General features: G+C 70.2%; 11 protein-coding genes. 9 read left to right on the top strand and 2 right to left on the bottom strand.

Going from position 1 to position 13,873, the window contains the following annotated elements; translation table 11 throughout:
- Positions 1 to 96: 96 nt before the first annotated feature.
- Both AC1DWP_RS11135 and AC1DWP_RS11130 read left to right on the top strand, forming a co-directional pair.
- Complete coding sequence (locus AC1DWP_RS11135; protein WP_477614519.1) at positions 97 to 1,725, top strand: hypothetical protein; 1,629 nt, start codon at positions 97 to 99, stop codon at positions 1,723 to 1,725.
- On the top strand, positions 1,722 to 3,368 hold the full coding sequence (locus tag AC1DWP_RS11130) for a 3'-5' exonuclease (protein ID WP_477614518.1): 1,647 nt from the start codon (positions 1,722 to 1,724) through the stop codon (positions 3,366 to 3,368). The genes AC1DWP_RS11135 and AC1DWP_RS11130 overlap by 4 nt, the downstream gene beginning before the upstream one ends.
- Positions 3,369 to 3,432: 64 nt before the next feature.
- Here AC1DWP_RS11130 and AC1DWP_RS11125 read toward each other — a convergent pair whose 3' ends face one another.
- Complete coding sequence (locus tag AC1DWP_RS11125) at positions 3,433 to 4,371, bottom strand: DUF3626 domain-containing protein (protein ID WP_477614517.1); 939 nt, start codon at positions 4,369 to 4,371, stop codon at positions 3,433 to 3,435.
- A 377-nt stretch (positions 4,372 to 4,748) separates the two neighbouring features.
- Between AC1DWP_RS11125 and AC1DWP_RS11120 the strand changes: the two genes are divergently transcribed.
- The 3 genes from AC1DWP_RS11120 (at position 4,749) to AC1DWP_RS11110 (ending at position 8,280) form a co-directional block, all read left to right on the top strand.
- Entirely contained in the window at positions 4,749 to 5,306 is a 558-nt protein-coding gene (locus tag AC1DWP_RS11120; protein WP_477614516.1) for a hypothetical protein, read from the top strand.
- Between the two features lie 91 nt (positions 5,307 to 5,397).
- Positions 5,398 to 7,350, top strand: a complete 1,953-nt coding sequence (locus AC1DWP_RS11115; RefSeq protein WP_477614626.1) for a propionyl-CoA synthetase — start codon at positions 5,398 to 5,400, stop codon at positions 7,348 to 7,350.
- 9 nt (positions 7,351 to 7,359) lie between these two features.
- Positions 7,360 to 8,280 carry an AEC family transporter gene (locus tag AC1DWP_RS11110; RefSeq protein ID WP_477614515.1) on the top strand — a complete coding sequence of 307 codons (921 nt, stop codon included), beginning with the start codon at positions 7,360 to 7,362 and terminating at the stop codon, positions 8,278 to 8,280.
- Positions 8,281 to 8,285: 5 nt separating this feature from the next.
- Here AC1DWP_RS11110 and AC1DWP_RS11105 read toward each other — a convergent pair whose 3' ends face one another.
- Entirely contained in the window at positions 8,286 to 9,878 is a 1,593-nt protein-coding gene (locus tag AC1DWP_RS11105; protein ID WP_477614514.1) for a helicase HerA-like domain-containing protein, read from the bottom strand.
- Between the two features lie 90 nt (positions 9,879 to 9,968).
- Between AC1DWP_RS11105 and AC1DWP_RS11100 the strand changes: the two genes are divergently transcribed.
- The 4 genes from AC1DWP_RS11100 to exaC all read left to right on the top strand — a co-directional run bounded on the left by AC1DWP_RS11100 (position 9,969) and on the right by exaC (position 13,873).
- Positions 9,969 to 10,265 (top strand): type II toxin-antitoxin system VapB family antitoxin, encoded by a 297-nt coding sequence (locus AC1DWP_RS11100; protein WP_179421136.1) that lies wholly within the window; start codon positions 9,969 to 9,971, stop codon positions 10,263 to 10,265.
- A gap of 63 nt (positions 10,266 to 10,328) precedes the next feature.
- Positions 10,329 to 10,856, top strand: a complete 528-nt coding sequence (locus tag AC1DWP_RS11095) for a LytR C-terminal domain-containing protein (protein WP_477614513.1) — start codon at positions 10,329 to 10,331, stop codon at positions 10,854 to 10,856.
- 168 nt (positions 10,857 to 11,024) lie between these two features.
- Positions 11,025 to 12,224 (top strand): GAF domain-containing protein, encoded by a 1,200-nt coding sequence (locus AC1DWP_RS11090; protein ID WP_477614625.1) that lies wholly within the window; start codon positions 11,025 to 11,027, stop codon positions 12,222 to 12,224.
- Between the two features lie 125 nt (positions 12,225 to 12,349).
- The gene (exaC, locus tag AC1DWP_RS11085; RefSeq protein ID WP_477614512.1) at positions 12,350 to 13,873 is read left to right on the top strand and encodes an acetaldehyde dehydrogenase ExaC; all 1,524 of its coding nucleotides are present in this window, start codon (positions 12,350 to 12,352) and stop codon (positions 13,871 to 13,873) included.

Genomic DNA, 13,873 nt, shown 5'->3' with positions numbered 1-13,873 from the left:
CTGGTGCGCTGCCCCGAACCCGGGCACGCCGACAGTCGTCTCCAGTCTCGCGGGAACCGGACGAACAAGGCTGGGGTGTGGCGGCGGTACCGGTGCGTGCGCCCGGACGGGACCAGTCACCAGTTCCAGGTGCTGGAGGCGGGCGCCAGCACGAAGCTGACCTCCATCCAGGAGCCGCCTGCCTGCCCGGAGCACGCGCACTCCAGCGTGACCCGCAACGGTTCCTTCGGCGCAGGGTCGCGCCGCCGGCAGCGCTACCGGTGCGTGCCCCACGGCAGCGCGCAGGAGACACACACGTTCACCCCGCCGCTGTCGCGGGAGGTCGTCGAGGTCGGGTCCGACAGCTGCGCCACGTGCAACGAGCTGCTGTCCCCGCACAGCGGCCCGGAGACGGCCGCGCGGCACACACCGTGGACGCTCACCCTCTACGCACGGGCCCTGAGCGAACTCTCGACCGGAGCCAGCTACGCTTCGACGGCGCTGATGATGCGCCAGCACCGAGACCGTGCCCGGCGCCACCTTCACGAAGCCCACGGCGCTGGCTTCGCCGAGTTCACGGTCAGCCCTGCCGCGAGCGGCACGGGCTCCTCGTACACCGCCAGCGAGGGCAAGACCGCCTGGCACCTGGCTGCGGATCTGGTCGAGCAGTACTCGCCGCTTCTGTGGGGACAGGTCGATCGCCGGATGCGGGCCCGAGACGCCGAACATCGTGCCCACAACGACGCGGCGCTGGCCAAGGACTCGAGCAGCCCCCTCGCGGCGCCGCTGACCTGGCTGCTGGACGAGCAACCGGTGAGCGTCCGGATCCGGCGCCCCGACGGGAGGCGTCGCTGGGTGAAGTGGTTCGTCTTGGTCGTGGTCGAGGTCCACTGGCATCCTGCAGCGGACCCCGCCAGCTACCCGCGTCGGGAGTACCGGCTCAGGCTGCTGCGCGCCTACCCGCGCGCCAACGAGCAGGCGTGGCGGCTGGCGTTCGAGGAGATCGGCGTGCGGCCCGACTTCGTGATCGCCGACCACGCCAGCGCCATCCACAACGCTCTGGCCACCCACTACGGGTCGCAGGTGGTCGGCTTCGTGCCCAGCCTGTTCCACATGCGCCGCAACCTGCGAGACCGCCTGCTCAAGCTGCCGGGCACGACCACGAAGGTCGAGGGCCGACGCGTCCTGCTTGACCCGTTGGCCAAGCAGCTGGACGTGCTGAACCGCGAGGACCTGGTCAACCTCACCCCGGGAGACTGGGCCCACTGGTGGGACAACCTTGAGGGCGCGGCCCGGAACGTCGGCGCACCGACGGTCGGCATCGCCGAGCAGCGTCGCCTCTACGAACCGCGGGTCGTCAAGGCGCTGCCTCTGCTGGCTGCCCAGCCGCACCTGCCGGCGTCGAACGCAGCGGTGGAGAACCGGATCCGACACCTGCTCGAGCCGTTCCTTGAGAACCGCAAGCAGATGTACCGCAACCTTGCCCGGCTGAACTTCCTGCTCGATCTGGCCGTCGCACGCTCCCAAGGCGCGTTCACCGACCTCGAACAGGTGGCCCGCGACATCCGCGCCGACAACCAGGCGGCCGGCGGGTGGGCGCCCAGGCCGCGGGCGCTCGGCGACATCCAGCCGCCCGCCCCAGCGGCAGGCAAGCCAGTGCCCCGGTACGCGTCGCTGTTCAACACCCATCTGGTCGAGGCCCTGGCCGAGGACCGCCTGAACAACCGCAGCGGAGGTCGGTCATGACGGTCCTGACCGACACCCAGTTCGAGCTGTTCGAGCAGCTCACCACCCGCCCGTACCTCGTCCTGGACACCGAGTACTGCACCGACCCCGACGGCGACGCAGCCCACCTGATCTCGGTGGCCGTCACCCGCGTGGTCCGCGGCAAGCGCGTCCGAGACGGCGAGCTGTACGCAGTGATGAACCCGGGCGTGCCGATCGACGCCGAGACCCAGATCATCCACGGATTCAGCGACGCCGACGTTGCCCGCAAGCGCCGCTTCAGCCACTACGCGCCGGCCGTCATCGCCGCGCTATCCGAGCAAGACGCAGTCCTGGTCTGCCACACCGGCGCCGACATCCGAGTGCTGCGCCGCGAACTGGAGCGCCTCGACGAGGCAGCCGCAGCCCAGGGCCTACGCCGGGCCCCGACCGGACTGGCGGACCTGCCCGAGCTGCAGATCGTGGACACCTCGACTCTGCCGCGACTCCTGGGCCACCCCGGCACCGGGAACCGGACTGTGGTCAGCCTTGAGACGCTGTGCTCCGCGGTCGGGGTCACGAACCCCTCCGCCCACCACGCCCGCTCGGATGCCCGGGCGACTGCCGACGCCATGGTCGCACTCCTGCTGCACGCCGCCTCCACGCTGGCGTACGACAACATCGAGACGCTGCTCGCAGCCCACAACCGCGGCACCACCCACCAGCCGCGACTGCCGCTGTTCATCCGCACCCACCAGAGCGCGCCGACCTTGCCCGCCGCCCACCTGGGCCGGCACACCTCACCCCTAACCCACGCAGGCTCAGACGCCCAGCGCCAGGGGTGGCTCGACCTGGCCGCCGAGTGCGTGCGCCTGCGCTGCCCCCACCTGCGCGGTGAAGCAGCCTTGGCCGCGGCCGAGAACGGGGCGGAGCTGCTCGAACCCCTCTCCTCCCTGCTCGCCTCGAGCACCGAACCTGGGCTGGCTGGCACGCTCCTCGGTGCCGTCGCTGCCCTGATCGACGCCGGCGCCGCCGGCGCAGAACCGCCGCCAACCCAGCCGACTCTCGACTCGAGCAGCGCGATGAGGTGGTGGGCCAGCCTGAGGCCGCTGATCGCGACAACTGCGCCGTGCTCCTCGCAAGGCCGATGCCCCAGCTGCTGGGACGCCGTCGGCTGCCCACGCGACACCATCTACCAGGCGATCGCCCGGGTCGCGACCCTCGCCGAGAGTGGCCAGCTCAGCCGCGACGCAGTCAAGAACAGGCTGTTCGGCAACCAGCCCAACCGACGCATCAACACCTGGTCACAGTCGCATCCCAGGGAGGCCGCCTACATGACCTGGATGGTGGCGTGCTGGTCCGCCGACCACGACCGCGACGACGCCCGCTACCTCGACGCCGCGGTCGCTCACAACATCCACACCACCGAACCCAGACTCGCCCTCCTGGTGTGCCAGCGAGTCTCGGAGACTCAGGGGTACGCGGCCGCCGCGTCCCTCGCCGAGGCTGCGCTCAGCGGCGCCACCACCGATCCGGCCTACGAGGAACTCCGAGTGTGGACCGTCTGGAACGCGCACAGCGCCGAGCAGAGGGTGCGGCAGCAGGCTGTCCGGGTCATCACCCACCCGCGGCTCGCGCGGCCCGAGGGCCGGGTCAACGACAACCCCTACCTGCCGCGGCGTTAGCCCACGGTCCGGGTCCAGACGACCAGGCCCTCAATGCGTCCCTCGGATGTCACGGTGACGAACGCTAGTCGCCTCCGGCGCCGCGCCGTCGGTTCTGGTCCAGAGGGCGCCCGAAGCGCGCCACGAGATGCCACAGCTGCTTGACCGTCTGCGGGTGGAACGCCCCCGTTCTCGCGGCGTCGCCGATGAGGCGCGCGTCCAGATGGCCTTGGTCGGCGACCATGTGGCCAAGCTCGATGGGTGCCAGGCCCCGGTAGACATGGTGCTGGTCAAGCTCGTGGACGGTCAGGACGCGGCCCTCGTGCCACTCGACCGGTACGCCGAGCTGTTCGGCCGCGGCCTCGATCACGGTGCTCCGGTAGCAGGGGTCAAGAACGAGTGCCTCGACGTCGTGCGCGAGGTCGATCGTGCCGTGGACGTGCGCCTCGATGTAGTCGTCGAGCAGGTCACCGTCGCGGGGCTCAGCTTCCGGGTCGCGCTGCGCGGCATCGAACGCGTGCGCGAGGCGGAGCAGGTCGAACCGGCGCGCTGTACCGAAGTCCATGGGCTCCATGTAGGAGTCGGGGAAGCAGAAGGTGGTCCGGTCGAGCGTGTGTTCCGCCAGGCGCAGATGTGCGGACCCGAACCGTGGTGCGCCGCCGAGACTGCGTCGTCGGTGGTTCAAGGCGCCGTACTTCGGCCGTTCTGACACCGGCGCGTCGTTGTAGGCGCCACCGAAGAGACGCTCCTCCCAGATCCAACGGGCACCGCCGGGATGGGCGGTCAGGCCACCGTTGCTGGTCCCGGTCTCGAACTGGGAGCGGTAGACCCCGTCCCGCGCCATAGCCTCGAGGGTCAGCCGCCCGTTGGCGTCGCGGTCGGGGTGGAAGTTCAACGTCACTCGAAAGGCGCGGTCCACGGGGTGGCCGACGCTCACGGCATTCACGTGCGCGACGGCAGCGGCCACACATGCAGTCGCGCCACGCATGCCTGACACCTGGGCGCGTTCTGACTTGCTGGTCATGGGAGGCATAGTGCCCGATCTGACCGCACCCGCAGCAGGCCGTAGCCACGCTGAGCGACATAAGGACCCAACTCCGACACGCCGACGCCGACTGATCCAACGCTTCACGCGGCTGCCGCGCGACGCTTGAGGTTCCGGAACACGACACGAGGGTCCCCGGCCTAAGCCGGGGACCCTCGCTGATGATGTACCTACTTGCCCCGTGTACCCCCAGTAAAAGCCGAACAGGCGCAGGTGCAGGGGGCCTTCGTCATGGGTGAGGCGACCGGAGGGCTTCCGAAGCTCCGGCGCCCACCCGACAACCAGGCGCGAGACTGGCTCAGCGCAGGGTTCCGAGACAGGATGTCAACACATCGCTCGGAGGGAGCACCAACCAGATGGCTCGACAAATCTCGTGGCGCGGAGTGCTCAGCCCGGACGGCCCCGGTGACGGGCGGCCCGAGGCCCAGCGGTTGTGGCGGCCGGGCAGCCCGGTGGTCCCACCGCGCTCGATCGTCGACAGCGTCCGGCTCATGCAGTTCGGCGCCGCGCTCGAGGTCGCCGAGATCGTTCGTGGCTTCCTCACTCGGGGCCAGCTGCACGACGCCATCGCCCGCGAGGCCGCCGCCAGCCACCTCGTCGCGACCGAAGCGGACATCGACGGCGTGCTGCGAGTAAGCCTCACCGTCACCACGGTGACCGCGGCGCTGGCCTGCGCCCTCTGGCTCTACCTCGCCCGCGTGACGGCACGCGGGTCCCGATGGGGACGCATCGTCGCCAGCGTGTTGTTCGCGCTCGCGGTCGGGAGCTTCTTCGGCGGACTGCTGCCCACCGCCGGCCTCTTTGCCCAGGCCTTCGCCCTGGCCCTCCTTGCGGTCGGCGCCTGGACCCTGGTCCGCTTGTGGCACCGGGACTCGAGCGCCTACATCAAGTACCAGACCCGCCCTCAGGAATGACCGCCGCCGCCTGAAGTGGCGGCTTCACAGCCGCACCGCTCTGGCGGGTCCCCCCGTGGTGCCGCACGATGGCGGGATGGACGATCGCGGGATGGACGATGGCGGCAACGGCGGTGCCGGCCTCAAGGGTGGCGCACTGGGCAACGGCGCGTACCGCGCGGCATACGAGCGGAGCCTCAGGGACCCGGACGGCTTCTGGGGCGACGCGGCGAAGGCGATCGACTGGATCACTCCCCCGCAGCGGGTGTTGGACGACGACCGGCCGCCGTTCTACCGGTGGTTCACCGGCGGCACCCTCAACACCTGCTTCAACGCCCTCGACCGGCACGTCGCCGCCGGGCGCGGCGACCAGGCTGCGCTGCACTACGACAGCCCCGTCACCGACACCCACGAGACGATCACGTATGCCGCGTTGCTCGACCGCGTCGCGACGTTCGCCGGCGCCCTGGCCTCGCTCGGGGTAGAGAAGGGTGACCGCGTCGTCATCTACATGCCGATGGTGCCGGAGGCCGTCGTCGCGATGCTGGCGTGCGCGCGCCTCGGCGCCGTCCACTCGGTCGTCTTCGGGGGCTTCGCCGCCGCGGAGCTCGCGGCACGCATCGAGGACGCCAAGCCCACTGTCGTCGTCGCGGCGAGCTGTGGCGTGGAGCCGACGCGCGTGGTCGAGTACAAGCCGTTGCTCGACGCGGCCCTCGACCGCAGCTCGCACAAGCCGGAGTCGGTGATCGTCCTGCAGCGCGAGCAGGCCCGCGCGGCAGTCGGCGAGCGCGACACCGACTGGGAGGAGCTCGACTGGGACGAGCTGGTCGCCGATGCCGAGCCCGCCGACTGCGTCGAGGTCGCCGCGACCGACCCGCTCTACATCCTCTACACCTCTGGCACGACCGGGCGGCCGAAGGGGATCGTCCGCGACAATGGCGGCCACGCCGTCGCGCTGCGGTGGTCCATGGGCAACGTCTACGGCATCGACCCGGGCGACACCTGGTTCACGGCCAGCGACGTCGGCTGGGTCGTCGGCCACTCCTACATCGTCTACGCCCCACTCCTGACGGGCGCGACTTCCGTTCTCTACGAAGGGAAACCGGTCGGCACACCGGACGCGAGCGCGTTCTGGAGGGTGATCGCCGAGCACGGGGTGAAGGCCATGTTCACGGCCCCCACGGCCTACCGGGCCATCAAGCGCGACGACCCTGACGGCGCCTTGATGAAGGGGCACGACCTCTCCTGCCTCCAGACGGTCTTCCTCGCCGGGGAGCGCCTTGATCCCGACACCTACGAGTGGGCGAGCGAGCGGCTCGGGGTGCCCGTGGTCGACAACTGGTGGCAGACCGAGACTGGCTGGCCGATCGCGGCCAACCTGCGCGGCCTGGAGCCGATGCCGATCAAGCCGGGCTCCCCCACGGTGCCCGCGCCGGGTTACGACGTGCGGATCCTCGGCGAGAACGGGCAGGAGCTGCCCGCCGGCGAGGAGGGCGCCATCTGCATCAGGCTCCCGCTCCCCCCAGGCACCTTGCCCACCCTGTGGGGCGACGACGACCGGTACGTCGCCGGCTACCTTTCCGCCTTCGACGGTTACTACCTCACCGGTGACGGCGGCCTGGTCGACGAGGACGGTTACCTCTACGTCATGGGCCGCACGGACGACGTGCTCAACGTCGCTGGGCACCGGTTGTCGACGGGCTCGATCGAGGCTGCTCTCGCCGGCCACCCCGCCGTGGCGGAGTGCGCGGTGATCGGGGTCAACGACCAGCTCAAGGGACAGGTCCCCCGCGCGCTGGTCGTGCTCAAGGCCGGGGTCGACGGTGCGGCCGACGGTGAGCGGATCCGCGCCGAGCTCCACCAGCGGGTGCGCGACGAGGTGGGTGCGATCGCGTCCCTGAAGCAGGTCGACATCGTCACCGCGCTGCCCAAGACCCGCTCCGGCAAGATCCTGCGCAAGACGATGCGCGAGATCGCCGACGGCAAGACCCCCAACGTGCCGGGCACCATCGAGGACGCCTCGGTCCTTGAGACCCTTGCGCCGGTCCTGCGCCCGCCCACCTAGCCTGTCGGTGTGCAGGGCGTACTCAACGGGTTCACGACGATCGCCGTCGTCATCGCCGTCGGCGCCCTGCTCGCCCACCTGAGGATCGTCGACCTCGGTGCACAGCAGGTGCTTTCACGCATCGCCTTCTTCGTCGCCAGCCCTGCCCTGATGGTGATCACGCTGTCTCGGGCCGACGTCCACCAGGTGCTGTCGGCCAACCTCATCGCATCGGTCGCCGGCGTTGCAGCGGCAGCCGGCATCTACATCGCGCTGGCACGGCTGGTCTGGCACCGCTCGCTCGGTGACACCACGATCGGCGCCCTGTCCGCGGCATACGTCAATGCCGGGAACCTCGGCATCCCGGTGGCGAGCTATGTGTTGGGCGACGCGGCATTCGTCGCGCCCACCCTGCTGCTGCAGCTCCTCGTCCTGCAACCACTCGCGCTGGGTTTCCTCGACGCCGATGCGCACGGGCGGTCACGGTGGTGGCAGCTGCTGACCCGTCCGTTCCGCAACCCGCTGACCGTCGGTTCACTGGTCGGGCTCGGCCTGTCGATCACGGGCTGGACGCTGCCCACGATGGTCGCCGCGCCCCTGGGGCTGCTCGGCGACATGGCCGTGCCGTGCATGTTGGTCGCCTACGGGATCGCGCTGCGGCTGGGCCCGGGGCTGGGCCGGGCCGGCTCGGTGGCCGAGCTCGCGTCGACGTCGGCCCTCAAGCTCTTCGTGCAGCCAGCGGTGGCCTGGTTCGTGGCGAGCGTCCTGCTCGGCGTCGACGGGCACGCGCTGCTCGCGATCGTGGTCACCTCGGCGCTGCCGACGGCGCAGAACATCTTCGTGCACGCGACCCGCTACAACCGCGCCACGGTGCTGGCCCGCGACACGATCCTCATCACGACGGTGGGCGCCGTGCCGGTCATCCTGCTGGTCGCCGCCCTCCTCGGCTGAGCCGCTCAGCGGGAGCGGCGGGCGGTGCCGAAGATCGAGCGGGTGATCTCGCGGCCGAGCACCGTGCCGGCCGAACGCAGTGCCGACTTGAAGGCGCTCGACCTCACAACCTGCTCGACGATGCCCGGCTCCTCCTTCGGTGCCCGCGGAGCGCGCTCCGGTGCCGGGGCCTTCGGAGCCGGAGCCTTGGGAGCCGGGGCCTCCTCGGGAGTGGGCGCCTGCTGCAGTCGCGCCTGGAGCTTCTCGTAGGCGGACTCGCGGTCGACCATCTCGGCATACTTCGACGACAGGGGCGACGCCGCGATGATCTGCTTCACGGTGGCCTCGTCGGACGGGGCCATCAGCGACTGCGGCGCGATCATCCGGGTCCACGCGACAGGTGTCGGGGCGCCCCGCTCGGACAGGACGGTGACCACGGCCTCACCCGTGCCGAGCGAGGTCAGCAGCTCGGCGAGGTCGTAGCCGCTGTGCGGGTAGGTCGACACCGCCGCCTTGAGGGCCTTGGCGTCGTCGGGCGTGAAGGCTCGCAGAGCGTGCTGCACCCGGTTCCCGAGCTGGGCCAGGACGTCGCCGGGGACGTCCTTGGGTGACTGCGTCACGAAGAAGACGCCGACGCCCTTGGAGCGGATCAGTCGCACGGTCTGCTCGATCGCGTCCTGGAACGCCTTGCTCGCGTCGCTGAACAGCAGGTGGGCCTCGTCGAAGAAGAACACCAGCTTGGGCTTGTCGACGTCCCCCACCTCGGGCAGGTCGTGGAAGAGGTCGGCCAGCAGCCACATGAGGAACGTGGAGAACAGCGCGGGCCGGTCCTGGACGGCGGGCAGCTCGAGGCACGTGACGAGGCCCTTGCCGTCAGCAGCCGTCCGCAGCAGGTCCTGGGTGTCGAACTCCGGCTCACCGAAGAAGGCATCGGCGCCCTGGTCCGAGAACGAGATCAGCTCACGCAGGATCACCCCGGCCGTCGCCGACGACAGCCCGCCGAGCGACTTCAGGTCAGCCTTGCCCTCGTCGGAGTTGAGGAAGGCGATGACCTCGCGGAGGTCCTTGATGTCCAGGAGCGCGAGGCCGTTCTTGTCCGCGTAGTGGAACACCAGGCCGAGGCTGGACTCCTGGGTCTCGTTGAGCCCCAACACCTTTGACAGCAGCGTGGGTCCGAACGACGTGATCGTGGCGCGAATCGGGATGCCGTTGCCGAGTCCACCGAGGGACAGGAACTCGGTCGGGTATGCCGTGCCGACCCATTGCTGCCCGACGTCCGTCGCGCGGGCGGTGATCCGGTCGTTGGCCGTCCCCGCGGTGGCCATGCCGGACAGGTCACCCTTGATGTCGGCGAGGAAGACCGGCACGCCCTGGCCGGACAGCTGCTCGGCCATGAGCTGAAGGGTCTTGGTCTTGCCGGTGCCTGTCGCGCCGGCCACGAGGCCGTGCCGGTTGAGCGTCGACAGCGGGATGCGCACCGGTGCATCAGGATGGGCCACGCCGTCGACGACAGCGGCCCCGAAGTGGAGCGCGCCACCCGCGAAGGAGTAGCCCGCGCGGATCTCGTCGAGCTGGGGAGTGGACGTGGCCGGCTGCTCCGGCGTCGCGTTCTCGGTCACCTTCGGCACTCTAGTGCGGCCCACACACGCTGGGGCAGGTGGAACGAGACGTGAAGGGCCGACCACGCGGCATACGCCTATGGTGGCTGGGTGATCTTCAAGAAGGTGGGCGAGGGCAGGCCGTACCCCGACCACGGAAAACAGACGCCCCGCGACTGGGCCGACGTGCCACCGCGCCTCGTGCGCCTCGAACAGCTCGTCACCACCAAGCGCACCCTCGACCTCGGCCACCTGCTCGCCGAGGACTCCACGTTCTACGGGGACCTCTTCGCCCACGTGGTCGAGTGGGAGGGCACGCTCTACCTCGAGGACGGCCTGCACCGCGCCCTGCGTGCCGCCCTTCAACAGCGTCCTACCCTCCACGCGCGCGTCCTCGTGCTTGACTGACCCCACGCAGCGGGGGGCCGCACGGGCCCCACGCACGCAGGACCCGCGGGTGGAGGTGGGCGAATGAGCTACGTCGTGGAGGCCGGTGCCTCGCGCACCCGCCGTGCCCGCCGACGCCGCGCACTCATCACGCTCGGGATCGTCACGCTCATGCTGTTCTTCGCCTTCTGGTACGCGTACTCGTACTTCCAGGACAGCAACAAGCCCCGCGCGGCACCGACCTCGACCTGCACGGCGACCTCCACCGTGAGGGTCCCGTCGCAGGTCACGGTGAACGTCTACAACGCTACGGACCGCACGGGACTGGCCGCCAAGACCGCTTCCGACGTGCGCAAGCGTGGCTTCAAGGTTGCGGCCGTGAGCAACGACCCGCTCCAGAAGAAGGTCGCTGTCGCGGCGGAAGTGCGTTACGGCGCCACGGGGACCACGTCGGCCAAGCTCGTGCTGGCCCTGGTCAAGGGATCCAAGGGCATCAAGGACAGTCGCACGGACTCCTCCGTCGACCTCGTGCTGGGCGCAAAGTTCACCGCCCTGACGGCACCTCCCAAGGCGGCGGCGACCACGACGGCACCCAGCTCGTCCGGCTGCTGAGCCGCGCTGCGTCTCGCCGCGTCTCGCCGAGTCTCGCCGAGACTCGTCGGGCCGCGCCGAACACGCTCACGTCGACCGCCTGTCGGGTCGAACCGCCCGCTCGCCTCAACTCTCGGGACGGCCGGTGACAGGCGTGGCGGCGCCCCGCACACTGACGAGGTGGAACCGATGACGGCCGTCCGCGCCCAGGTGGCGGACTCCTGGGTGAGGTCTGCTGCCGCCGGCGTGGAGGCCGACCGGATGGAGGCGCCGATCACGCTGCCCGCGGACGCCCTGCGCGATCACCGCGAGGCCCATCCGCTGGCCCAGGTCTTCCCACTGCTCGACGACGTGCTCGGCCGGGCAGCGCGCGACTGCGACGCGATCATGGCCGTCTCGGACGCCGCCGGGCAGCTGCTCTGGGTGTGCGGCACCCCGAGCGTGCTGCGCCGGGCCGAGAGCATCGGCTTCGTCGAGGGCAGCAACTGGGACGAACGCCTCGCCGGGACCAACGCGCCGGGCATGGCGCTGGCCCTCGACCAGCCCGTCAACATCATCGGGGCGGAGCACTTCCGCCGGTCGGTGCAGCGGTGGAGCTGCGCTGCGACCCCCATCCACGACCCCACCACCGCCACGCTGCTGGGCGTCCTCGACATCACGGGCGGCGAGCAGATCGTCGTGCCGCAGACGATGGCGATGGTGCGGGCCGCCGCGCGGATGGCGGAGGCGGAGCTCGCTCGGGAGCTGATGACCCGCGCCAAGGACTCCTCGCGACCCAGCCACGCGGGAATCGTCTTGTCGCTGCACGGACTCGGCCGCAACGACGCACTGCTCACGGTCGACGACGGTCGCGGTGCGAGCAGGACGCTGCGGCTCAGCCCTCGGCACAGCGAGATCGTGCTCCTGCTGGCTGCCGCACCACGAGGTCTCTCGGGCGACGAGCTCGCCGCACTCCTCTACGAGGACGACGTGACCACCTCGACGCTGCGGGCCGAGCTCAACCGGCTCCGCACACTGCTGGGCGAGGACGTGCTCCCTTCGCGCCCGTACCGCTTGGCCGCCGAGGTCACCGCCGACTGGCTCGCGGTCGAGGCGCACCTGGCCGCAGGGTCGGTCGACGTCGCCCTGCGGTCCTACCGCGGCCCACTGCTGCCCCACTCGAGCGCACCCGGCGTCAGGCGCCTGCGCAGCAACGTCGAGGGGCAGCTGCGACGGGCTGTGCTCGCCAGCCGCGAACCCGACCTCATGTCCACCTGGACCCGGTCGGCCTGGGGCGCGGACGACTACGAGATGTGGACGGCGCAGATGGCGTGCCTGACCGCGTCGTCGCCCCTGCGCCCCCTCGTCGCCGGACAGCTCGCCCGCCTCGACCGCGAGCACGGCCTCTGACGCCTGCGCGCCGCGCGGCATACCTGCCTGTCGCTCTCAGCGTGCAACGTCGTCGCAACGTTGCGCTGCCTAACGTCAGCCCAACCCCACAGCGGGGCACCACCAAAGACGTTGGGAGAACAGCGATGACGGTCTACGCACCCCCCGGAACCGAGGGCTCGAAGGTCACGGTCGAGCCGCGCTACGGGCACTTCATCGGCGGCAACTGGGTCGAGCCCAAGAAGGGCGAGTACTTCGAGAACATCTCACCCGTCACCGGACGGGCCTTCACCGAGGTGGGCCGCGGGACCGCCGAGGACATCGAGGCGGCCCTGGACGCCGCCCACGCCGCGGCGCCCGCGTGGGGGAAGACCTCGTTGGGCGAGCGGTCGCTGGTCCTCAACCGGATCGCCGACCGGCTCGAGGAGAACCTCGAGATGCTCGCCATCGCCGAGACCTGGGACAACGGCAAGCCCGTCCGCGAGACCCTGGCCGCCGACCTGCCGCTCACCATCGACCACTTCCGCTACTTCGCCGGGGTGCTGCGCGGCCAGGAGGGCTCGAGCAGCGAGATCGACGAGAACACCGTCGCCTACCACTTCCACGAGCCCCTGGGCGTGGTCGCACAGATCATCCCGTGGAACTTCCCCATCCTCATGGCCACCTGGAAGCTCGCCCCCGCTCTGGCCGCTGGCAACGCCGTGGTGCTCAAGCCGGCCGAGCAGACGCCCTGGTCGATCCTCAAGGTGCTGGAGCTGATCGGGGACCTCATCCCGGCCGGGGTCCTCAACGTGGTCAACGGGTTCGGCGTCGAGGCCGGCAAGCCTCTCGCGTCATCACCCCGGGTCGCCAAGGTCGCCTTCACCGGCGAGACGACCACGGGCCGGCTGATCATGCAGTACGCCTCGCAGAACATCATCCCGGTGACGCTGGAGCTCGGCGGCAAGAGCCCGAACGTCTTCTTCGACGACGTCGCCGAGAGCAGCGACGCGTTCTACGACAAGGCGCTTGAGGGCTTCTCGATGTTCGCCCTCAACCAGGGCGAGGTCTGCACCTGCCCGTCGAGGGCGCTCGTGCAACAGTCGATCTACAGCGACTTCGTCGGCGATGCCATCGAGCGCGTGGAGAAGATCACCCAGGGCAACCCGCTCGACACGACCACCATGATCGGCGCCCAGGCAAGCAACGACCAGCTCGAGAAGATCCTGTCCTACCTCGACATCGGCCGGCAGGAGGGCGCCAAGGTCCTCACCGGCGGTGAGCGCAACATCCTCGACGGCGACCTGGCCGAGGGCTACTACGTGACCCCGACCGTGTTCGAGGGCAGCAACTCGATGCGCGTCTTCCAGGAGGAGATCTTCGGACCCGTCGTCTCGCTGACCAGCTTCACCGACGAGGCCCAGGCGCTGGAGATCGCCAACGACACCCTCTACGGACTCGGGGCCGGCGTCTGGACCCGCGACGGCTCACGGGCCTACCGGATGGGGCGCGGCATCAAGGCCGGGCGCGTGTGGACCAACTGCTACCACCAGTACCCCGCCCACGCGGCGTTCGGTGGCTACAAGCAGTCCGGCATCGGCCGTGAGAACCACAAGATGATGCTCGACCACTACCAGCAGACGAAGAACCTCCTCGTCTCCTACTCGCCCGACGCGCTCGGGTTCTTCTAG

Source organism: Pedococcus sp. P2_F6 (assembly GCF_056403675.1).
The sequence above is the reverse complement of the archived record's forward strand: the minus strand, read 5'-3'. Positions and strand labels throughout refer to the sequence as shown.

Bases quoted from the DNA above. Each gene is read 5' to 3' on its own strand.
- AC1DWP_RS11115 (WP_477614626.1), top strand. From the start codon at position 5,398: ATGGACGATGGCGGCAACGGCGGTGCCGGCCTCAAGGGTGGCGCACTG.
- AC1DWP_RS11120 (WP_477614516.1), top strand. From the start codon at position 4,749: ATGGCTCGACAAATCTCGTGGCGCGGAGTGCTCAGCCCGGACGGCCCC.
- AC1DWP_RS11095 (WP_477614513.1), top strand. From the start codon at position 10,329: ATGAGCTACGTCGTGGAGGCCGGTGCCTCGCGCACCCGCCGTGCCCGC.
- AC1DWP_RS11125 (WP_477614517.1), bottom strand. From the start codon at position 4,371: ATGACCAGCAAGTCAGAACGCGCCCAGGTGTCAGGCATGCGTGGCGCG.
- exaC (WP_477614512.1), top strand. From the start codon at position 12,350: ATGACGGTCTACGCACCCCCCGGAACCGAGGGCTCGAAGGTCACGGTC.
- AC1DWP_RS11090 (WP_477614625.1), top strand. From the start codon at position 11,025: ATGACGGCCGTCCGCGCCCAGGTGGCGGACTCCTGGGTGAGGTCTGCT.
- AC1DWP_RS11130 (WP_477614518.1), top strand. From the start codon at position 1,722: ATGACGGTCCTGACCGACACCCAGTTCGAGCTGTTCGAGCAGCTCACC.